General features: G+C 70.3%; 21 protein-coding genes. 11 read left to right on the top strand and 10 right to left on the bottom strand.

Annotation, left to right across the window (positions count from 1 at the left end; translation table 11 throughout):
* Positions 1 to 67: 67 nt before the first annotated feature.
* A complete protein-coding gene (locus tag ABEA42_RS11590) occupies positions 68 to 520 on the top strand; it encodes a hypothetical protein (RefSeq protein ID WP_345503462.1) in 453 nt (150 codons plus the stop codon).
* Here ABEA42_RS11590 and ABEA42_RS11585 read toward each other — a convergent pair.
* A complete protein-coding gene (locus ABEA42_RS11585; RefSeq protein WP_345503460.1) occupies positions 507 to 905 on the bottom strand; it encodes a PPOX class F420-dependent oxidoreductase in 399 nt (132 codons plus the stop codon). The genes ABEA42_RS11590 and ABEA42_RS11585 overlap by 14 nt on opposite strands.
* A 10-nt stretch (positions 906 to 915) precedes the next feature.
* Positions 916 to 5,334, bottom strand: coding sequence for an FtsK/SpoIIIE domain-containing protein (locus tag ABEA42_RS11580; protein WP_345503457.1), 4,419 nt, complete (start codon positions 5,332 to 5,334; stop codon positions 916 to 918).
* 163 nt (positions 5,335 to 5,497) lie between these two features.
* On the opposite strand from ABEA42_RS11580, the gene ABEA42_RS11575 reads away from it, so the two are divergent.
* From ABEA42_RS11575 to ABEA42_RS11555, 5 genes are all read left to right on the top strand, one after another.
* Positions 5,498 to 6,724, top strand: coding sequence for a CpaF family protein (locus ABEA42_RS11575; protein ID WP_345503456.1), 1,227 nt, complete (start codon positions 5,498 to 5,500; stop codon positions 6,722 to 6,724).
* A gap of 5 nt (positions 6,725 to 6,729) precedes the next feature.
* Positions 6,730 to 7,620, top strand: a complete 891-nt coding sequence (locus ABEA42_RS11570; RefSeq protein WP_345503455.1) for a type II secretion system F family protein — start codon at positions 6,730 to 6,732, stop codon at positions 7,618 to 7,620.
* Positions 7,617 to 8,504 (top strand): type II secretion system F family protein, encoded by an 888-nt coding sequence (locus ABEA42_RS11565; RefSeq protein WP_345503453.1) that lies wholly within the window; start codon positions 7,617 to 7,619, stop codon positions 8,502 to 8,504. Before ABEA42_RS11570 ends, ABEA42_RS11565 begins: the two co-directional genes overlap by 4 nt.
* Before the next feature lie 212 nt (positions 8,505 to 8,716).
* A complete protein-coding gene (locus ABEA42_RS11560; RefSeq protein WP_345503451.1) occupies positions 8,717 to 8,887 on the top strand; it encodes a hypothetical protein in 171 nt (56 codons plus the stop codon).
* A 710-nt stretch (positions 8,888 to 9,597) separates the two neighbouring features.
* Positions 9,598 to 9,855: a hypothetical protein gene (locus tag ABEA42_RS11555; RefSeq protein WP_345503450.1), complete on the top strand. Its 258-nt coding sequence runs from the start codon at positions 9,598 to 9,600 to the stop codon at positions 9,853 to 9,855.
* 3 nt (positions 9,856 to 9,858) lie between these two features.
* Here the strand turns inward: ABEA42_RS11555 and ABEA42_RS11550 are convergent, their stop codons facing one another.
* A complete protein-coding gene (locus ABEA42_RS11550; RefSeq protein ID WP_345503448.1) occupies positions 9,859 to 10,215 on the bottom strand; it encodes a hypothetical protein in 357 nt (118 codons plus the stop codon).
* A gap of 156 nt (positions 10,216 to 10,371) precedes the next feature.
* Here ABEA42_RS11550 and ABEA42_RS11545 point away from each other — a divergent pair, with 156 nt between their 5' ends.
* Positions 10,372 to 10,695, top strand: coding sequence for a hypothetical protein (locus ABEA42_RS11545; RefSeq protein ID WP_345503446.1), 324 nt, complete (start codon positions 10,372 to 10,374; stop codon positions 10,693 to 10,695).
* Positions 10,696 to 10,867: 172 nt separating this feature from the next.
* Here the strand turns inward: ABEA42_RS11545 and ABEA42_RS11540 are convergent, their stop codons facing one another.
* The 7 genes from ABEA42_RS11540 to ABEA42_RS11510 form a co-directional block, all read right to left on the bottom strand.
* Positions 10,868 to 12,292, bottom strand: coding sequence for a phage major capsid protein (locus tag ABEA42_RS11540; RefSeq protein WP_345503444.1), 1,425 nt, complete (start codon positions 12,290 to 12,292; stop codon positions 10,868 to 10,870).
* Between the two features lie 234 nt (positions 12,293 to 12,526).
* Positions 12,527 to 13,021, bottom strand: a complete 495-nt coding sequence (locus ABEA42_RS11535; RefSeq protein ID WP_345503443.1) for a hypothetical protein — start codon at positions 13,019 to 13,021, stop codon at positions 12,527 to 12,529.
* Between the two features lie 254 nt (positions 13,022 to 13,275).
* Positions 13,276 to 13,575 carry a hypothetical protein gene (locus tag ABEA42_RS11530; protein ID WP_345503442.1) on the bottom strand — a complete coding sequence of 100 codons (300 nt, stop codon included), beginning with the start codon at positions 13,573 to 13,575 and terminating at the stop codon, positions 13,276 to 13,278.
* A 254-nt stretch (positions 13,576 to 13,829) separates the two neighbouring features.
* Positions 13,830 to 15,986, bottom strand: coding sequence for an AAA family ATPase (locus tag ABEA42_RS11525; RefSeq protein ID WP_345503438.1), 2,157 nt, complete (start codon positions 15,984 to 15,986; stop codon positions 13,830 to 13,832).
* The gene (locus ABEA42_RS11520; RefSeq protein ID WP_345503436.1) at positions 15,973 to 16,257 is read right to left on the bottom strand and encodes a hypothetical protein; all 285 of its coding nucleotides are present in this window, start codon (positions 16,255 to 16,257) and stop codon (positions 15,973 to 15,975) included. The genes ABEA42_RS11525 and ABEA42_RS11520 overlap by 14 nt, the downstream gene beginning before the upstream one ends.
* A complete protein-coding gene (locus tag ABEA42_RS11515; RefSeq protein ID WP_345503434.1) occupies positions 16,254 to 16,586 on the bottom strand; it encodes a hypothetical protein in 333 nt (110 codons plus the stop codon). Before ABEA42_RS11515 ends, ABEA42_RS11520 begins: the two co-directional genes overlap by 4 nt.
* A 288-nt stretch (positions 16,587 to 16,874) precedes the next feature.
* Positions 16,875 to 18,233, bottom strand: coding sequence for a recombinase family protein (locus tag ABEA42_RS11510; RefSeq protein WP_345503432.1), 1,359 nt, complete (start codon positions 18,231 to 18,233; stop codon positions 16,875 to 16,877).
* 156 nt (positions 18,234 to 18,389) lie between these two features.
* Between ABEA42_RS11510 and ABEA42_RS11505 the strand changes: the two genes are divergently transcribed.
* The 4 genes from ABEA42_RS11505 to ABEA42_RS11490 are packed head-to-tail and all read left to right on the top strand — an operon-like array spanning position 18,390 to position 19,953.
* Positions 18,390 to 18,590 carry a hypothetical protein gene (locus tag ABEA42_RS11505; protein WP_345503430.1) on the top strand — a complete coding sequence of 67 codons (201 nt, stop codon included), beginning with the start codon at positions 18,390 to 18,392 and terminating at the stop codon, positions 18,588 to 18,590.
* Between the two features lie 57 nt (positions 18,591 to 18,647).
* The gene (locus ABEA42_RS11500; protein ID WP_345503429.1) at positions 18,648 to 18,998 is read left to right on the top strand and encodes a TadE family protein; all 351 of its coding nucleotides are present in this window, start codon (positions 18,648 to 18,650) and stop codon (positions 18,996 to 18,998) included.
* Positions 18,995 to 19,462: a TadE/TadG family type IV pilus assembly protein gene (locus tag ABEA42_RS11495; protein WP_345503428.1), complete on the top strand. Its 468-nt coding sequence runs from the start codon at positions 18,995 to 18,997 to the stop codon at positions 19,460 to 19,462. Before ABEA42_RS11500 ends, ABEA42_RS11495 begins: the two co-directional genes overlap by 4 nt.
* Entirely contained in the window at positions 19,459 to 19,953 is a 495-nt protein-coding gene (locus tag ABEA42_RS11490; protein ID WP_345503425.1) for a pilus assembly protein TadG-related protein, read from the top strand. The genes ABEA42_RS11495 and ABEA42_RS11490 overlap by 4 nt, the downstream gene beginning before the upstream one ends.
* The last annotated feature ends 11 nt before the right edge of the window (positions 19,954 to 19,964 follow it).

Below are 19,964 nucleotides of genomic sequence, written 5' to 3'. Positions count from 1 at the left end.
GTCCTTGGCTCCGGATCTCGGCCAGTGGGCGGTCCGGCCGCCCGACGGGCCAACTAGCCTTGCGCAGGTGAACGACGAGCCCGCCGCGCCCCACGTCCCCTCCGGCTCCTCCGGGGGCCACGGCGAGGGACGCTCGGTACGCCGCGGGCGCGACACCGCGCGGGACGTCGCCGCCGCGGTGTGTGCGGTGCAGGCCCTGTCGCTGGTGGGCTTCGTCGTCTTCTACCTCGTGGAGCTGGTCCAGGGCGCCGGCGACGACCCCACCCGGGTGGTCATGTCAGCGCTGCTGATCCTCGTCTTCGCGGTCGGCATCGGGGCGCTCGCGCGCGGCTGGTGGCGGGGTGCCAACTGGCCGAACACGCCGACCATCGTGTGGGACCTGCTCCTGCTTCCGGTGGCGTGGAGCCTCTTCCAGGCGGGTCGGGCCCTGGTGGCGCTGCTCGTCGGTGGCGTCGCGGTCGTCGGCATCGTCGCGGCGGTCAGGGCCGACACGAGCGAGGAGCCGCTCAGGCCGGAGTGATCCGGAGCATGACCCGTTGGGGGCTGCCCCGGCGGAGGAGCCGCTCGATGCCCATGACGATGCGGTACTCGAGCGAGTACTTCGGCCGGAACACCTCGTCGAGGCGGCGCATCGCGTCGGGTCCTTCGACGACCTCGGCCCTGGCGGTGACCGTGGGGGCGCCGTCGTCGACGGTGCCCCGTCGGCTGCACGGTCGGAGCTCTACCGTTGGGTTGTTGCGCAGCCGCTTCACCTTGCCGCTGCCCACGGGCGTCGTCACCACGAGTGCGTCGCGGTCGCGCCCGACCCAGACGGGGGTGGGGACCCCGATCCCGTTCTTGCGGAAGGTCGTCAGCGACACGAACTTCTCGTCGGCCAGGTCGTCCAGGGTCACGTCGGTGGGCACGCAGGCGACGCTACCCGGAGGTGACGCGGCGCGCCCCTGGTGCGCCGACGGCCGGGAGGGCGACCTGCACCGGGGTGGCCCCGCCGTTCACGACGAGGTGTCCGCGACCGGGTCGTGCGCCGCGGTCGACGGGCACCCGGACCCCCAGGAGGTCGGCCTGCGCCGTCGAGGCCGGCCCGAGGACGATCCCCGTCCGGTGTCGGGCGACCTCGACGGCAATGCCCCGGTACATGGCTGACAGGGCCGCGGCATCCGCGCCGAGCACCACCAGTCCCTCGTCCCGGTCGACCAGGTGGAGGACCTCGCGCAGCACCTGCTCGACGGGGTGGTCGAGCAGCTCGTCGCCCGCGTCGACGACGACTGCGAGGGCGGGGGTGCACCTACGGGCCCGGACGAGGGCGTCGGCGTCGGTGCCGCACCAGGCGACGCGGTCGTCGTCGCGCAGGACGTCGAGCGGACCGGGACGCGGCGAGACCACGGCCATCGGGTGTTCGCGGCGCAGCAGCTCCTGCGCGAGGTGCAGGAGGCTCGTCGACACCCCTGCGCCCCGGCTGCCGGCGACCAGCCACCGGCGTCCGTCCGTCGCCGGGCACAGTGCCAGCGTCCGGCTCTCGTCCCCGCCCGCGCCGACGGCGGCGACGTCACCACGTAGGTGGTCGCGGCTGAGGTCGTCGGCACCGACCCGGGTGGGGAGGGGGTCGACCCGCCACGGCAGGCGGCCTCCCGTCGTGGCCTTGCGCAGCGGCGGTTCGGTCGGGGGGAGCGCCAGCTGGACCTCGCACCGGTCGGACAGCCATCCCCGGCCCGGCGGCGTGGACGCGCGTGTCACGGTGTCGGGTAGCCCGGCGAGGGCCACGTCCCCACGGTCCGCAAGCCGGAGGACCACCCGGTGGGTTGTCGCCGCGGCGACACGTCCGAGCAGGAGCGACCGGTCGCCCGAGATGAGCGCGGTCAGCCCCGCCCCGGCACCCTCCCGCAGCACCGCGAGCAGGCGGTCCACCGCCGTGCCCGGGGCGAGCCCGCTGCCCAGAACGGTGGAGTCCGAGTGGTGCACGAGGAGGTCCCAGTCGTCGACCAGCAGGACCAGTGGTGCTGGCGCCCCGGTGGTGTCGCCGTCCTCCCACCACTCCGTCATCGAGCCAAAGCCCTGTGCGGCCAGCGCATCTCGGCGCTGCGCGACCTCGGTCGTGAGCCGGTCCACGAGCCGTTCGAGCCTTGCCGTGTCGCTCCACTCGACGTGCGCACCGAGGTGCGGCAACGAGGACAGCGCCGACAGGCTGCCGCCGCTCACGGCGTACAGGTGCAGCGCGGTGGGGCTGCGTCGCGCGGCCAGGCCTCGCGCAGCGGCGAGCAGCGCGGTCGTGCGCCCGCTGCCCGTCGACCCGATGAAGGCCCAGTGGCCCGGACGCCGCAGGTCCAGCTCGAGCCGCTCCTGTGCCTGGGTGTCGGGCCGGTCGACGAGTCCCAGCGGTGCGGTCCACCCGACCCCACTTCCGCCCTCCCGGAGGTCGGGCTCGACCGGTCCCAGGTCATCGGGTCCCAACCGGTCGGGCAGGGGTGGCAGCCAGGCAGCTGGTGGGGCCGCCGCACCGACCAGGGCGGTGGCACGGCGTACTGCGTCGACGATCGCCGCGAGCTCGGTCGGTGCCTCCTCGTCCCGGTCCGGCCACGCGGCAGGTGGGGTGCCGAGCGCGACCTCGCGGCACCGTGGGCCGACCGGGGACAGGTGCGCCACGGGTCGGCCGACGTGCGCCGCCTGGAAGCGCACGAGGGTGCCGCCGCCCACCCTGGCGAAAGCGCGCCCCGGGAGGGACTGGTCGAGCGCTGCGGCGTCCGGGGCGTCGATGACGTCGTCGGAGTCGGCCCGGTCACGCACCCGCAGGGCGATGCGGAGGTTGACGTTGGCCTTGATGTCAGCCGTGACGACGCCGGCGGGGCGCTGGGTGGCGAGGACGAGGTGGACGCCCAGTGACCGACCCAGGGCGGCGATCCGGACCAGCCCGTCGACGAAGGCGGGCAGCTCCTCCGCGAGCGCACGGAACTCGTCGATCACCACCACGAGCCTTGCCAACGGCGCCTTCCGTCCGGCATCGCTGTCCTGGTACTCGACGAAGTCGGAAGCCCCCGCGTCGCCGAGGATGCGCTCGCGGCGGGTGAGCTCGGCCGTGAGCGACCGCAGGGCGCGGTCGGCGAGGGAGCCGTCGAGGTCCGTGACGACGCCGGCCACGTGCGGCAGCTCCGCGCACTCGCGGAACGCCGCGCCTCCCTTGTAGTCGACCAGCACCAGGGACAGGTGCTCTGGTCGGTGGTGCAGCGCCAGGGTGGCGACGAGGGTCCGCAGCAGCTCGGACTTGCCGGCTCCGGTGGTGCCTGCGACGAGCACGTGGGGGCCGTCGGTGGCGAGGTCGACGCGCAGGGTCTCACCGGCCACGACACCCACGGGGACATCCGTGCGGTGGGGCCTGTGCTGCCACCGCGCCACGAGGAGGCTCGGGTCCAGCCACCCTGCACCCGGCGCAGCGGTACTCGGCTCGGCCAGAGGAGCCGGCGGCACCGCCGCGAGGTCGCACAGGGTGAGCAGGCCCGTCGACGACGGCAGGGACACGGCGGTCCCGGCAGGGCTGGCGTCGCGCAACCCCGCCAGCGAACGGCTCAGCCGGTCGCTCCACCAGGAACCCACGGCGTCGAGGACGAGGTGCCGGTGGCCGTGACCGGCCAGGTCGAGGGTCGGGTCATGCGTGCCAGTCGTGAGCACCGCACGGGTCTCCGAGGGCAGCCTGGTGCGGTCGCGGTCGAGCGCCACCGTCACCACCCCGACCGCAGGTCCGTCGGCGAGAACCGTCCCGAGCTCCGGGAGCCCGCGGAGCCGCGAGATGCCGTCGACGACGAGCAGGGTGCGCGGCCCCGTCCACGGTCGGGACGGCCCCGCGGCCGCAGCCCGGTGCTCCTGCCGCGTGTGCACCGTGTCGGCCAGCGCGGCGAGGCAGGACCTCGCGGAGTCCTGCGGCCCGGGGGTGGCGGACACCGTGCCCGACGACCCCGGCCGCCTGCTGCCGTCGGCGGTCCGCAGGTGGGGGAGGCGCAGCAACCAGTCCCACGCCTCGGTGGCTCCATCGTCAGCCGCGACCACCACCACCTCGAGGTCGTGCGGTGACACCAGCGACACGAGCTGGCCGACCAGGTGCCGGGCGACGGATCGGCAGGACGCCGCGTCGCCGGCCACGCCGAGGACCCCGACGGTGTCGAGGGGCACGGTGCAGGGCGCCTCGTGGAGCAGGGGGTGCTCGGGGCCGGTGTCTCCCGGCGGCCGGATGACGCGCACCGCCGCGGCGCGGGTGCACCGCCCGACCGTCACCGTGAGCAGGTCAGCGTCGGTGGCGCCTCGCTCCCACAACCGGTCTCCAGGGGACGAGGTGAGGGCGAGGAGTGCAGCCGGGTCCGGATGGGCCAGGCTCGCTGCCCGGGACTCGGCGGCGCACGCGGCGTCGACGCGCGCCTGCGCCTCCGCGAGCAGGGCCTCGTGGGTCCGCAGGTCCGCGGCATACGTCCGCCGCGCACCCCAGCGGTCGCTCAGGGCGGAGCCGACCATGACCACCGGTCCCATCAGGGCGAAGGCGAGCATCGGCGGACCCAGGAAGACGGCCATGACGGCGGCCACCGGGACGGGCAGCAGCACGGCGACCCAGGGCAATCGGGCCCGACGTGGCGGGGTCGGCGGGGTCGGCAGTGCGATGGCGGACGCGGCCGCCGCCTCCCGGAGCCGGGGGCGCCGGTTGACCCTGCGCGTCCCGTCAGCTGCCCGCACGGTGGAGGCGGGGACGTTCGACCGCGGGCCGAGGGCGAGGGCGCTCGCGCCCACACGCAGCGTCGAGCCGACGGTGAACGGGGTGGGGGTCCCGCCGAGCTCGAGGCCGTCGAGCAGCGACCCGTTGGTGGAGCCGAGGTCGCGCACCGTGACCCCGTCGGGCCCGACCTCGATCTCGACGTGCAGCCGGGACAACCCGTCGTCGTCGAGGCACAGGTCTGCAGCGGGGGAGCGGCCCACGACGTGGCGACCGGCGGGGACCTCACGCACGTGGCCGGCGTCGGGCCCGTGCGTCACGGCGACGGTGACGGGTGTGCGCGGTCGTGGGAGGGGCGAGCCACCGGGCGCATTCAGGGTCGGGTCGTCGGCGGTCGTCAGCACCAGCGCCGCCCCGTCGACCAGCGGCGGCAGCCCCACTGGGGCCGTCTCGTCCACGACGACCCCGGCCACCGCGAGGACGGGTTCGGCAGGCAGCGCCTCGGGGGCCACGAGGGCTCGCGCCAGGCCGCCGGCAGTGGTGCCCTCGGGGACCTCGGCCTCGACCTCGTGGACCGCGCCGACGTGACCGTCGGCGGACCACGACGGCGCGCCGACGCGGTACGCCACGGTCAGGTGCAGTCGCATGCCGCGACCGTACGGAGCCCGGGAGCGGCATGCGGGGCGTGATCCACACCTGTGGATCACCGCGGGCGCAGTGGGGTGATTCGCCCTAGTATGCCGCTGACATCCGAGTTCGGGGACGACGGCCAGGCGCCGTCGGAGCTCAGTGGCACAGGGGGAAGGGACGATGACTGACGCGGTCATGACCGTGGAGTCCGAGGTGCGGGAGCTGATCAGGAGGTCAGGTCTCGACCCGGTGCGCGATGTGCGCCAGCTCGACCGGCTCGTGCGTGACGCGGTGGCGGACTACGACGAGCGGTCGCTGCACGGCGGCCTGCCGACGCTGCCCGACATCGAGGAGGCCGTGAAGTCGGTGGTCGACGCGGTCGCCGGCTTCGGTCCGTTGCAGCAGTACTTCGACGACCCCGAGGTCGAGGAGATCTGGATCAACGAGCCGACCAAGGTCTTCGTGGCGCGCGGCGGTGTGGCCGAGCTGACGACCACCTTCCTCACCGCCGACGGGGTGCGCGACCTCGTGGAGCGGATGCTCAAGAGCAGCGGGCGCCGGGTCGACCTCTCGAGCCCGTTCGTCGACGCGGTGCTCCCCGACGGGTCGCGACTGCACGTGGTCATCCCCGACATCACGCGTGCCCACTGGGTCGTCAACATCCGCAAGTTCGTCGTGCGTGCCTCCCACCTCGACGACCTGGTCGAGCTAGGCACCCTCACCGCGCAGGCGGCGACCTTCCTCGGCGCGGCGGTCGCCTCGGGCCTGAACATCCTCGTCGCCGGCGGCACGCAGGCCGGCAAGACGACCCTCCTCAACTGCTTGAGCTCGGCCATCCCCGCGCGTGAGCGCGTGGTCACGTGCGAGGAGGTGTTCGAGCTCAAGATCCCCCTGCGTGACGTCGCCTCCATGCAGTGTCGCCAGCCCAGCCTCGAGGGCACCGGGGAGATCCCGTTGCGACGGCTGGTGAAGGAGGCGCTCCGTATGCGGCCCTCGCGGATCATCGTCGGCGAGGTGCGGCAGGCCGAGAGCCTCGACCTGCTCATCGCCCTCAACAGCGGCTTGCCCGGGATGTGCACCATCCACGCCAACAGCGCTCGTGAGGCGATCACGAAGATGTGCACGTTGCCGTTGCTGGCCGGGGAGAACGTCGGGAGCCGGTTCGTGGTCCCGACGGTGGCGGGCTCGATCGACATCGTGGTCCACGCCGCGCTCGAGCACGACGGGGTACGGCGGGTGCGTGAGGTCGTCGCGGTGCCCGGGCGAGTCGAGGGTGACGTCGTCGAGACCGCGGACCTGTTCGTCCAGCGCGACGGCGTACTGCGCCGTGCCGACGGGTTCCCGCCGCACCCCGAGCGCTTCCGCAGGGCGGGGTACGACGTGGCCTCCTTGCTGGCGCCGGAGTGATTGGCGTGAACCCCGTGGTCGAGCTCCACGCGACGGGCAGCCTCCTCGGGTTGCTGCTGGGCTGCGGCGTGTTCTGCATCTGGTGGTCGGCCTGGGTCCCCACGGGCTCGCGCCCCGCCTCCCGTCGTCCCTCGTTCGGTGACCGGTTGACCGACGAGCTCGTTCAGGCGGGGTACGCGTCGATGGGTCCGCGGACGCTGCTGACGGCCTGTGCTATCGCGTTCTCCATGGTGCTGCTGACCGTCTACGCGACCACCGGCGTCGCCCCGGTGGCCCTGTGCTTCGCTGCGATGGCCGGGTACGCGCCCGTGGCCCTTGTCCGCATGCGCGCCCGAAGGCGGCGGGCCAGCCTGCGTGAGCTGTGGCCGGACGCGGTGGACAACATCGCCTCCGCCGTCCGCGCCGGGCTGGCGCTGCCCGAGGCCTTGGTGCAGCTGGGCCGCCGGGGACCCGAGGAGCTGCGTCCCGCGTTCCAGGCGTTCGCCGAGGACTACCGCGCGACCGGGAGGTTCCACGAGTGCCTCGACGACCTCAAGGAGCGGCTGAGCGACCCGGTGGGTGACCGCCTCGTCGAGTCCCTGCGGATCGCGCGGGAGGTGGGCGGCAGCGACCTGGGTCGTCTCCTGCGGACGCTGTCCACTTTCCTGCGCGAGGACAGCAGGACGCGCGCCGAGCTCGAGACGAGGCAGGGCTGGACGGTCAACGCTGCCCGGCTGGCCGTGTCGGCGCCGTGGGTCGTCCTGGCGATGCTCTGCACCCGCCCCGAGTCGGTGCGCGCCTACAGCAGCGCCACAGGAGCAGGCGTCCTGCTCGCAGGCGGCCTGGTGTCGGTCGTGGCCTACCGGCTGATGATCCACATCGGCCGCCTCCCCGAGGACGAGCGGGTGCTGCGGTGAACGCCTGGCTCGACGGACTACCGGTCTCGTGGCCGGGCGCTGCGGCCGGGCTCGGCCTGGGCCTCGGGCTGGTGCTGGCCTGGGTCGGTGCGCCCCGCAACCGCCGCCCCACCCTGGACCAGCGCGTGCTGCCCTACCTGCGGGATGCGCCGAGGCCCTCCCGCCTCCTGGCCAAGCGGCCGGTGGGTGGCACGAGCGCCCTGGGTGTCCTCGCTCGTCCCGTGGTCGCCGACCTCGGCCGCCGGGTCGAGCGCGTCCTCGGTGGCTCGGCGACGGTCCGTCGGCGGCTGCAACGCGCCGGCCACGCGCCGGACGTGGAACGCTTCCGGGCCGAGCAGGTGCTGTGGGGCGCGGTGGGCCTCGTCGCAGGGCTGCTCGTCGGCGGTCTGCTCTGGTTGGGCGACCACGGTTCCGTCGTCCCCGCCGCTGTCGTGACACTCGTCGGTGCGGGCGTCGGTGTGGTGGCCCGCGACCAGTGGCTCAGCCGCGAGGCCAACCGGCGCGAGGAGCGGATGCTTGCCGAGTTTCCCACCATCGCAGAGCTTCTCGCGCTCGCCGTCGGCGCGGGGGAGGGAGCGGTGGGTGCTCTCGAACGCGTCTGTCGACTCTCGCACGGCGAGCTCTCCGTCGAGCTCGGCCGCTGCCTGGCGGATGCCCGCGCGGGCGCCAACCTCCCCACCGCCCTCCAGGGCCTGGCCGACCGCACCGGCCTGGTGAGCCTCGCCAGGTTCGTCGACGGCATGGTCATCGCGGTCGAGCGCGGCACGCCCCTCGCCGACGTCCTGCGAGCCCAGGCCCAGGACGTCCGCGAGACCGGGCGCCGCGCGGTGATGGAGGCCGGTGGCAAGAAGGAGATCGCGATGATGGTGCCTGTGGCTACCTAGTTGCCTTTCAGGATGTCCGAGCGGCAGCGGCCGCGCTATGTCAAGCACCCGCTGAAGAATCTTGCGAAACTGTGTGGCAAAACACCGAGTGTCGGGGAGGGGTCGCCGTACCCTCAGAAGACGGGAGGAAGGACTCCCGGGCCAAGAATGGCCGAAGGCCGGTGCGCCAACACCGGCCTTCGCCCGACGAGACCCTGAGAGGAGGGCCCGTCATGGATTCTGCAGTCCTGAGGCTACGCCACCTGATGCTGTGTGGTCAGCCCAACGCACCGGTTCGGACCGACATCACATCGTTCCCGGCCGGCGTCATCGTGATCATCCTGATCATCGTCCGGCAGTTGTACCCGAACGTCGAGCTGCTGGTGCGCCTCCGCGGAGGGTAGCAAGGGCGACATCGACCGTGCCGTCCCCGACGGCATCATCATGGCGAACGTCCGCTTCCTTGCCGGAGGCGGACGTTCGTCGTCGCAGGCCGTCTGGGCTCCTGCGGCCCAAGGGGGACTCCATCGGGGGACGTCGCCCTCCTCGAAAGTGGGGACAAATCCCGGAACGGGCCGCTCTCACTGCAATTTCGTCGGCGACCGCCCGTAGACTTGGGGTAGATGGTCGCGACATCAAGTCCGAGATCAAGCCCCCGACAACTTCGAGGGTCGCGGACGTGGGTCGTAGCCTCTGCCCCAGGTCGGCAAACCCGTCGGCCTGACAAGCCGAAGCCCCCGGGTGCAACCGGGGGCTCGGTGACCTTCCATTACGAAAGATCTTTGATTATGACTCCAACCATAATGCAGGCCATGCCCTGCCGTCACGTTCCGCGCGCAGCGCAGAACTCCGCCGTCGTGGTCATCCTCGTCATCGTGACGTGGCTGTACCCGACCATCGGCTTCAGCGTCACCCTGACGAGGTAGCCCTCAGACGAAGCCCCCGGACCCTCGCGGCCGGGGGCTTCGCCGTCGGTCTGATGCCGAACATCGGCACCATCAAGGTCGTCGCGTTCATCATCCTCGACTCGTGGGGAACGGTTCCCTGTACGACCTGGTGCACGAGATCGTCGACTTTCCTTCGTGAGGGCACCGGTTGTGCCACCCTCGGAGGCATGACCGAAGACCCGTCGATTCTCATGCAGAGCGCGATGCCCGGGGTTTGTTCAGAGACCACCAACGGATGGCTGTACTACTGCGACGTCCACGACACTCACGGCAATGCCGACAGCGAGGCCGAGGCGCGACACATGGCCGCAGCCCATTCCGAGTACTTCGCCGAGGATGACGACGAGGAGGAGTGCGACGTCTTCGTCTGGTCGAGGGCTCAGATGGCCGTCAACACGCCTGGCCGGCCGATGAGCTCGGACTGAGGGTCAGGTGCCGTTGGCCTCGGTCATCTCTTGGAAGAGATACCGCGCCCGCGCGCAAAGTTCCTCTCTGCGCCTGTCGTCGAGTTTGCTGAACGTCGTCACCAAGAGACGGCCCTCTGGCGTGTTGGCCTCATCGGGCATCTCGAACCTGTAACCGGCGGCGTCCGCCGCTGCCTGACGAAGCTCGATCGGGTCAACGCCAGGCATGCCTACGAGCAGCCTTTCGAGGGTTGCGGGGTTCGGCGTCTGTCGACGCGTCTCCCTCGTAGCCCAGTCGTGAACCGTCGAGCGAGGCATGCCTGCGCGTCGGGCGATGGTGCTCCAGTTCTCCCCGGGATGGCGATCGACCCACTCGTGCATCAGTAGTTGTAGCGCGTTGATGATGTCGTCCCCTCGTCCCGGCCAGTGCCTCGGAGGATAGCCAGACATAGGGGGTGTGCAAGGCGGAAACGGTCTGAGACGGTCTTCCTATCGGTTCGAACAAGCGTTCGAATTTCCCGAGAAGGAGAAGGACCCATGACCGAGAACACCACCGCCAAGCCCGCCTTCAAGGTCAAGGCCGGAGGCTCGAAGGGGCAGGCGATTACCGAGCTGCTCGTCAAGGAGCCGGGCCTGTCCCGCGCCGCCATCGCCGAGCGCGTCGGCTGCACCGTCGGGCGGGTAGGGGAGACGATCCGCTTCCTCGCCGCCGAGGGCTCGAAGGAGGAGAAGGCCGCCGCCTCAAAGCATGTCACCGCTCAGGCGAAGGCTCGAGAGGCCGCCAAGCGCGAGACGGAGAAGAAGCGGGCGGCGGAGAAGGCCGCAAAGGCGAAGGCGAAGGCCGCAGCCCCGAAGAAGTGAAGGCCCCCCTCGAGGCGCCTCCGGTGGACAACACCGGAGGTGCCTCTTCCCTTGCCCCCGGATACGACGAAGGCCCCGGCCGGAGTAGTGAAGCTCGCCGGGGCCTTCGCCGCTCTGCTTCCCTCCGGCGGTACGGAGGCCAACCGCCGGAGGGAAGGTTCTACGTCACCGGTCAGAACGAAGGAGTCGCCAACCCGGTCCCAGTGACGATGGAGACGCCGGCCGGGTACCGGGTCGCCTGCGCGACGTAGCGGTACACCCGCAGGAAGACCGACAACTGGTCGGCCTTCGGCGCCCTGAAGGCTTCGGCGTTGAGCGCGCCCTCGTACAGGACGTGGACGTCGCGCTTGAGGACGATGATCTTGTCCTCGTTCGTGCCTGCGCCGAACGCCGTCGAGATACCGGGGTCGGTGAAGACGGGGATACCACCGATTTCGCCCACCTGCCCGAAGCCAGGAGCGCCGGGGTTCTGCTGGCCCACGGCGTTGTAGGGACCCTGCCCGCTCGGCACGATCAGCGGGCGGCTGCCGGAGTCGACGGCGGCCAGGAGCCAGTACCACCGTCGCGGGTGCATCACGATGGCGTCGGGGGAGTCGTAGACACTCGTCGTGACCCGGGACGCCGCGTCGGCGATCTTCGGGTACAGAGCGGCGACCGTCGGCGACGCCGAGGTGAAGGTCACCGTGTTCGTGCCAGCGACCTGGAGGAGCCCGAGACGGCCGGCCGTCACGTTGTTGAGGACGAAAAGGTTCGTCTTCGACGCGAGGTCCTTGACGAGGTCCTGGAGAAGGATCTCGTCCATGTTGATCGGGGACTGCTCGATCAACTGGACGGCGACGGTCTGGCCGCCGGCCAAGGTCGCCACCGTCGCCTGGACCGCGCTCGTCACAGCATCGGTCTGCTGGACGCCGGTGTTCTGGCTGGCCTGCTCGGCCACAGCGGTGCCGCTGACGAGCTTCGGCACGTTGATCGAGTCGGTGCCGGTCGGCAGCGCCATGTTCTGGACGAGGTCCGCCGTCACCCGGCGAGACCGCGCCAAGGCGATGAACTGGTCGACGAGCCATGCCGGAGGCACGAAGTCGCCGCCTGCACCGTCGGTCGTCGTCAGCGCCCTGGTCTCGACCTCCTGCCGGTTCCGCTGGAGGCGCTGCGACGCCTCGCCGTTGTAGTCGCCGCGGATGTTCACCGCGACCATGTCCTTGACCCAGCTCGACCGCTGGTCGCCCTTCGCGTAGGTCCGCTCCTCGTTGCCGACCGACCAGCCGGTGGCGTTCCGTCGGTGGGTTGCCGAGCTGTCCTCCAGCCCGAGCTGCCGGCGGCTCTCGCCGATCTTGCGGCTGATGGCGCCGAACTTCCCGGCGTCGAAGGCGGCGGAGAACATGCGGAGCGCGTTGCGGTGGAACTCGAAGGTCCGAGCCTCCGAGGCGGTCATGTCCCGCCGCTCGCGCTCGGCCGGCTCGATGGCCCGCTGCATCGCCTCGGCGTGGGACTCCATGACGAAGCGTGCCGCCGCCTCATCGATGTAGCGAGGGTCGCCGCCGTTGTCCCGGATGAAGTCCTGGAACGACGGAGGCGCGATGGTGTCGTCGTAACTCATGTCGTTGGTCCTGTTCAGGTGCGCCCACACGGGCGCTTCGATGAATGGTTGGAGAGATTCACCGAGGACTCGACGGCTGGCATGCCGACGTCCTCTACCTGACGACGCAACGGCCGGCTCGGACTTCGCCCCTCGACGAAGCGATAGGAGCGACAAGGGCTTTCGCTGCCTCGAAGGATCAGTGGCCGCCGAGTCGGAGTGGCTGCACGAGCTTGCTCGTCCTTTCCGAACGTATCAGGGCTCCTGGCCGAGGTCCGCTTCGAAGTCCTTCATCTCGCTCTCCGTTGTGCGGCGGTTGAAGGCGATGGTCAGCTCCATGGACCAGAGGCGCAGCAACTGCCGCCACTTCTCGCTGGCCACCGGCCACTCGAAAGCGTGGATGCGAGCGACGTCGCAGAGGGCGATCGCCGCGCCCAGCGGCAAGTCGTTCATCGCCTTCCAGAAGACGCGCCTCACCTGGTCCATCTCGGCCGGCCTGTTGACGTAGGCGGCGACGAGGTAGTCGGCGAAGGCCAGCCGGAGAGGTTGGTACACGCCGTCAAGTGGACCAGGCCCGAGGTTGACGAAGCGGTCGCACATGATGCCCGCTTCGTCGCTCACTTCCTTGAGGAGGTCGATGAACCACCGGTCGTGTTCCGACCAGTCATCGTCGATCCCTAGGGGCCTGGCCTTCGACAGGTCCTCCTCGTCTTCGAAGTCGTCGATGTCGAAGTCGTTGTTGTCGTGCATGTCATTCACCTTTCGTGTTGATGTTGATGCTCCGTTTTTTGTGGGGAGAGTCGCGCGTGACCACGGGGGTCACGTCGGTTGGCCTCTCAGAAAAACCGCAGATGCTCGGAGCGGATCGAGGGCGAGGGGACCGGCCAGAGGCCCTGCTAGTGGTTTCCTCAGGGCCCTGAGACATCCCGAGGAGGGCGAGCGGGTGCTATCGGGCACCGGCCGGGTTTCGTGGCGCCAGAGGGCGTTTCTCAGAACCACGCCGATCACCAGTCCCGGCTGCGAGGTCGAGGTTTCCTCCGCCGTTGGGCGAGCTTCGCGCCTCTCGATGAGTTGCAGCCGAAGTGAGCCGGTCGGCATCGGTCGAGTGGCGGCAGTCCTGTGCCGTAGATGGCGAGCGGGTCGAGGTGGTCCAGGCTCCACATCATCGGGCCGGACTTGAGGTCCATGTTGATCGGACCGCCGCAGATGTGGCAGACCGGCGGGTACTCTTTCTTCGCCTTGTCCCTGAGCCGTCGCCACGCCTGGCCGTAGCCCCGGTGGTAGGGGTGCACGTCCTTACCCATGACGCGCCTCCTTGGCGAAGGCCCGATTGGACCAAGCGTTCCCGGAGACAGTTTTTTGGTCGAATCGGTCCGATCGGCCCAATCGGTCGGATCGGTCCAATCGGGGCGCGAGTGGTCCCATTGGACCGATCGGACCACCCCTGGGACACGGGCCCGATCGTGGACCAATCGATTCGACCGATCGGACCAACCGCTGGTCGAATCGGTCGGATCGGCCCAATCGGTCGGATCGGTCCAATCGAGCGGCCGCCAGGTCATACATCGGAATCACCGAACCTCGGCAGGTGCCACTCCGCCCGGCGGTCGAGGCCGGTGCCGATCGCCTTCGATACAACCCCTGCGTAGCCCTTTGCCCTCTTCAGCGTCGTGCTGCTGTACCCAGCGCGCTCGGCGGCGGCCTCCACGTCCTTCCGCGGTGCCGAGCCACCCTGCGCCCGGAGGAACTGGGTGATGAACTCCGCACACTGCTCCTTCTGGCGAGCCACACCGGACGACTCCTCGGCGGAAGCGCGGTGCAGCTCGCCGACCGGCGTCTGCAACTCGTCGGTCCAGTCGACCTTGCTGGTGCGGACAGTCACACCGTCGCGGGTGATCGACTCATCGGACAGCGCGTAGACCTTGGTCGAGCTGCGACCGGTGAGGTTGTTCTTGAGCATTCCGAAGAGGCCAAGGTCGTCATCGTCGGGGTGGGGGATGACGACGTGCACCGACCGGGGGACGGCGGTGAAGGCCGTCGAGCCCATGATCGCGTTGAAGAGGTCGCCGTCCCTCGTCTTGTTGAAGTGCATCAGTCCGAGGACGACAGCCCCGGTCGCGTCAGCCATCTTGGCCAGCGGCTCCAGGTCCCGTCGGACGTCAGCGTCCTTGTGCGAGTCCGTGTTGGCGCCGAGCCTGGACATCAGCGGGTCGAGGATCACCATGGCGGCGCCTGTCTCGGTCACCGCCTCCTTCAGCGATGCCACGTCCACCGTCAGGTTCAGCGGCATGGTCGAGTCGCCGACCTGCGCCTCCACGCTGAAGACGAGGTTGAGGTCTGCGCCAGCGGCCGCCAGCCTCGGGACGATGGTGTGTCCCCACGAGTCCTCCGTCGCGCAGATGAGGACGGCGCGCGGCTCGCCGAAGAGCTCGCCAGGCAGCTCGCCTCTGGTGATCCGGGCCGCGATCCAGGCGGCGATGGTCGACTTGCCGAGGCCCTGCCTTCCGGCGAGAACCGACAGGGAGCCAGTCGACAGCCGGTTGTGCCACAACCACTTGGTTTCTTCCATGACGAACTCGTTGGCCTTCCTCACTACGACTCGGCGGACTTGGTTGCTGGTCTGGTCCATGGCGTTGGTCTCTGTCGGTGTCGTTGGTGATGGCAGCAGGCGCGTCTCGAAGGCAGGCGCGAACTGCCCTGTGCACTTCGGTCCTTGGCAGTCGATGCGGGCTCTCGGCTCACCGGCGACGATGCCGAAGGCGCCAGCGACCATCCGCTGCCACTCGGCCTCCCACTCGGCCGGCCGGTCTGCGCCGACCGTCATTCCGAAGGCGACCCGCAGCGCCTCCAGGGCGGTGGCGACCCCGTGGTGTCCCTGCTGGCCGAAGAAGAGCAGGGCGAGGACTGTGTCCTTGGCGGCGTCATGACGAGAGGCGCCAGCCTGGAGGGCCGACATCGCCTTCCCGAGTCGGTTCGTCACCATGGCGCAGGAATTGCCGGGGGTGAGCCAGAGGGCGGCGTCCGCCGGAGGTTCGGCGACGACACGCTCCTCCTCGAGGCGGCCGCCGGTCAGTCCCTCCACCCATGCGGCAGGTAGCTCGGGAAGGTCCTCGACCTTCGGGATTCTTACCTCCTCGCCGGTGCTGAGTCGCCACCGGTACGTGCCACCGTTGGGGTGGACGCTGGGCCAGGCGACGGCGTACCGGTGGCCGTACCGGATGACCTCGATGCCCTCGGCGACGACGTTGGGCCACGCGAGCCCCTTCGGCACCCTGAAGAAGCGGATGCCGGACACGGGGTCAGCCGGGTACCGGCTCGAAGAGATGTAGGTGTCGGGGAGCTCGCCCCACTCTTCGATCTTCTTCGCGAAGTTGAGGCCGCCCGGCTTGCCGTCGTAATTGTCGACGTCGAGGCCGATCACGTTCTCCGGCGTGCGAAGGCAGATGTTCGCGTCATGAGGTCTCGCCTCGATCCACGACTGGATGTCCGCGCCCGAGGGCCACAGCCCGTCGCGACCGGTGTATCCGGACGGCGGCGCGTCCTTCTTGCGCGGCGGAAGCGGTAGCGGGGACCATCCCGAATGGAGGTAGTCGAAGGCCGAATCGGCATATGGGCGAACGGAATCCGGCCCGGTAGGATCGGTCTCAGTACGAAGGGAATCGGTCGAGGGCCTCGGTGGTGTGGAAACGCCGGGGCCTTCGTCATGGCTGGGCATCTCGACCTCCCAGGTGATCGACGAGCCTGAGCAGGCGCGCCGTCGGTCGGTGGATCTGGCGGTAGACGAAGTCGCTGAGAGCGACGGCCACGGCATCGGCGATGGACGTCGTTCCCCAGTTGTCCCGCGCGCGGTCCTGGGCGTAGTTCACCCCATCGGTGTCCCACCCTTGGGCCGAGAGAAAGCCACCAGCCTGCGTCGCGTCGAGGCTGATGACAGCGAATGTCTCGCCGGTCGTGACGTCTTGCACGTAGACACGGACGCTCGTCATCGGACCTCTCCCATCAGAAGGGCGATGCGGTCCCGCTGCTCGTCCGTCAGGGGAGGCGCAGCAGCGGCCAGCTCGGAGGCGTAGGCGGCGACTCGTTCGAGCTGCTCGCGTCTGGGCCGGATGTCATCGGGTACGGCGCTGACGTTGCTGAGGTGGTCGATGATCGTTTCGGTGAGGAGTTCACGCCTGGTGTCGTTGATCGCCTCGGCCAGGTCCTCGCCGAGTGCGAGCTTGGTCGACGCGCCGGAGATGTGCGCCCGAATGCGGCGCGACCGGGAACCTTGGCGAATGAGGGTTCTGCGGTGTGGCAGCGGTTGTGACTGCGCCATCGTTCTGCTCCTGGGGAACGGAGCCGACACAACATGGTGCGGCTCAATCTTCCCCAGGCAGAGAGGCACTAACCGGGTAGCTCGGACGCCTTCGAAGTCACTTATCCACGACCCTGATCGATGCAGGGTCTGGTCCTCATGGACTCAAGCGCAATTAGACTCTAACCCCGGTTCCTGACGGTCAGCCACTTTCCATTTCCGGCCTCTCTCAGGCCCTCGGCCGGTGGCCCCGGTAGTTAGTGCCGGCCCCTGTCCGAAGCGTTTTCTCAGGTGCCCTCTTGGGTTTTCTCAACGCCACTCGACCCTGACGAGCCGTGGGTCGAACCGCACGCCCTTGCCGGCAGGGTCGACGGTCACCGTCATGAGGGCGTTGACGACGGCTCGCTTGGACAGGATCGGCAGGCTCGCCCACCGGGCGGCCACATCGCCTGCGCCGACGATGGCCGACAGGGGAGAGCCGGAGGTGGCGGCGTCGAGCTCCCGCTGCACGTCCTCGAGGTCACCAGCGATCTTCAGGAGTTGCGTCTTCGCTGCTGCGGCGTCGAGCAGGCCCTCGCCGAGCATCGACGTGAACTGTTTACGGCGGTCGACAAGTTCGACCTTCGACTGCCGCAGCGCCTCCAGGTCCTTGCGGCTCGACAGGAGGTCGGCGGCGTCGGGCTTCGACAGTCGGGCGATGACAGTTGCTTCGACGACCTCGTCGACCCGGGCTGAGTCCCGGGTGAGGTAGCAGGCCCGGCACCGGTAGACGCGGATCCCGCTGTTCTTCGTGGCGAACATGCGACCGCCGCACCGGCCGCAGATAGCGAGGCCCGACATCAGGTGCTTCACCTGCGTCGAAGGCGCGGTCTTCCGCCTTGGATCGGTGAGGACGGCAACCAGCCGATCGAAGGTGTCGCCGTCGAGGATCGCTGGTCCGGTGTCGGAGACCTGCGTCCCCTTGTAGTGGACCCGACCAGCGATCCTCGGGTTCGTGACAGCCCGGCGGAGGCTCGTCACCGTCCACTTCGCGCCGGTCGAAGTCGTGGTGCCTGCGTCGTTCAGGTCCTTCACCATGTGGGCCATCGACCCGCCCGCGAGGACCGCCTGCACCGTCCGCCGGATCACCTCGGCCTCTTCGGGGACGACCTTGACTTCGTTGCCGTCGCGGTCGAAGCCGAACGGGCGACGGGTCCAGAGGACCATGCCGGCCTGCGCCCGCTGCCTGTTGGCGGCGACCTGCCGGACGCCCTTCTGCTCGACCTCGTACCGGGCGACGTGGGCCAGCATCCCGGCGACCATGCGGCCGGCCGGAGTGGACAGGTCGAGGTCGGCGGCCTTGACGGCGGCGATCCTCAAGGACCGCTCCTCGGCGATGTCGATGAGGTCGGCGAGGTCGCGCAACCGCCGGTAGAGCCGGTCGGTGTGGAAGGCGATGACGGCGTCATGGCGGCCGGCCTGGAGGTCCTTCAGCAGGCGCGTCCATCCGGCCCTCGGCTTCGCCCTTGCGGTGGCGCTGGTGTCGTTGTCCTCGTAGACCTCGGCCACCTCCCAGCCGAGGCGCTCGGCAAGGGCTCGGCACTCGTCGAGCTGGCGGGCGACGGCAGCGCCGGCGCCGGACTTGTCTTCGGACTGGCGCAGGTAGACGGCGGCACGGGGCTGGCTCATTCATGAATAGTACTGGGTGGTACTAAGGGTCCCCGTCGTCTTCCTCGTGCTGCCCGTCACCGTGCTGTTCGCCGTCTACCCGGGCTTCTCGTTCCTGCGGTTCTCCCTCTGAAGCGCCCGCGAGTCCTTCTCCACGCCTCCACGAAAGGAAGACAGATGACACGCCTGACCCATGCCCTGACCCGTGCGCAGCTCGCGCTCGAGAGCTCGGTCCGACGCAGCGAGCGGGGTGACGTCCCCGGCTGGGTGATGATCACGCTCATGACGGCGGGACTCGTCGCGGTGCTGTGGACCGTCGCGGACGAGCAGCTGCGCGCGCTGTTCTCACGGGCGATGACCAGCGTCACCGGTCCCTGACCGATGCGGTCGGCGCCCGAGCGCCCCAGCCGCCGCGGGCGCGAGTCCGGTTCTGCGGTGGCCGATTTCGCCATGGTGTCGGGGCTGGTGTCCGTGATCTTCGTTGCGGTCTTCCAGGTGGGCCTCGCCCTCCACGTCCGCAACACGCTGATCTCCTGCGCCTCTGAAGGAGCCCGCGTGGGCGCGCGGGCGGGCGCCGACCCGGCCGACGGTGTGGCACGGACCAGGCAGCTGATCGGCCAGTCGATCTCGCCGCGCTTCGCGCAGGACGTGACCGCCGACGTGGTCGAGGTCGACGGGGTACGGGTGGTGGCGGTGCGCGTGACGGCTCCGCTTCCGGTGCTGGGGCCACTCGGCCCCGACCGCGCCCTCGACGTCGTGGGCCACGCGTTCCTGGAGGACCAGTGATCCTGGCCCTGCGGCAGGTCCGGGCGCGCGCCCTGCACCGCGGGGAGGCGGGCAGCGCACTGGTCGAGTTCGTGTTCCTCGGGGTGCTCCTGCTCGTGCCGCTCATCTACCTCGTCATGACCCTGGCGCGCCTCCAGGCCGGTGCGTACGCCGCGTCGACGGCTGCGCGTGAAGGTGCGCGGGTCTTCGTCACCGCCACCTCCTCACCGTCCGCTGAGCCGCGCGCCAGGGCTGCCGCCCAGCTCGCCTTCGAGGACCAGGGTTTCCTCCCTGCCGACGGGGAAGTGTCGGTGGGTTGCGACGGTGACCCCTGCCTGCGGCCGGAGGGGCGCGTGGAGGTGCGGGCGACCGTACGGGTGCCGCTCCCGTTCGTGCCCGCGTTCGCCAGGGACGTCGTGCCCCTCGAGGTGCCGGTGTCCGCCAGCCACGTCGGGGTGGTCGACCGGTTCCGGGAGGCGCCGTGACTCGCAGGGTGAGGGCGTGGCGGTCTCGGCGGGGCAACGGCGCGGCGGGGGACGAGGCGGGGCAGGTCGGCATCCTCATCCTCGGGTACACCGTCGTGGCCATCCTGCTCATCGTCGGGACCATGGCGGTGACGTCGGCGCAGCTGTCGCGCATGCGTCTGCTCGACGCCGCCGACGGCGCGGCACTGGACGCGGCCGACTCCCTCGACCTCGCGGCCTACCGGGAGGGCCTGGGCTCCTCGGTGGTCGTCAGCGACGACACGGTCGTGCGCACCGCGACCGCCTACCTCGAGGACCGACCGCTCCCGGTGGGCATGCTCGGCTGGCAGGTCGCCCCTGGCAGCGGGAGCCCCGACGGCCAGACCGCCGTGGTCCGGCTGCAGGGCCGGGCCGAGCTGCCGTGGGTCGGGCCGCTCCTCGAGGCGCTCGGTGGCTCCGTGACCATCACGGTCGAGTCGCGGGCACGTTCGGACCTCCAGCCCGTGCCCTGAGGGTGGCGGGG

This window comes from Pedococcus ginsenosidimutans (genome assembly GCF_039544395.1).
GTDB lineage: Bacteria > Actinomycetota > Actinomycetes > Actinomycetales > Dermatophilaceae > Pedococcus > Pedococcus ginsenosidimutans.
The sequence above is the reverse complement of the archived record's forward strand: the minus strand, read 5'-3'. Positions and strand labels throughout refer to the sequence as shown.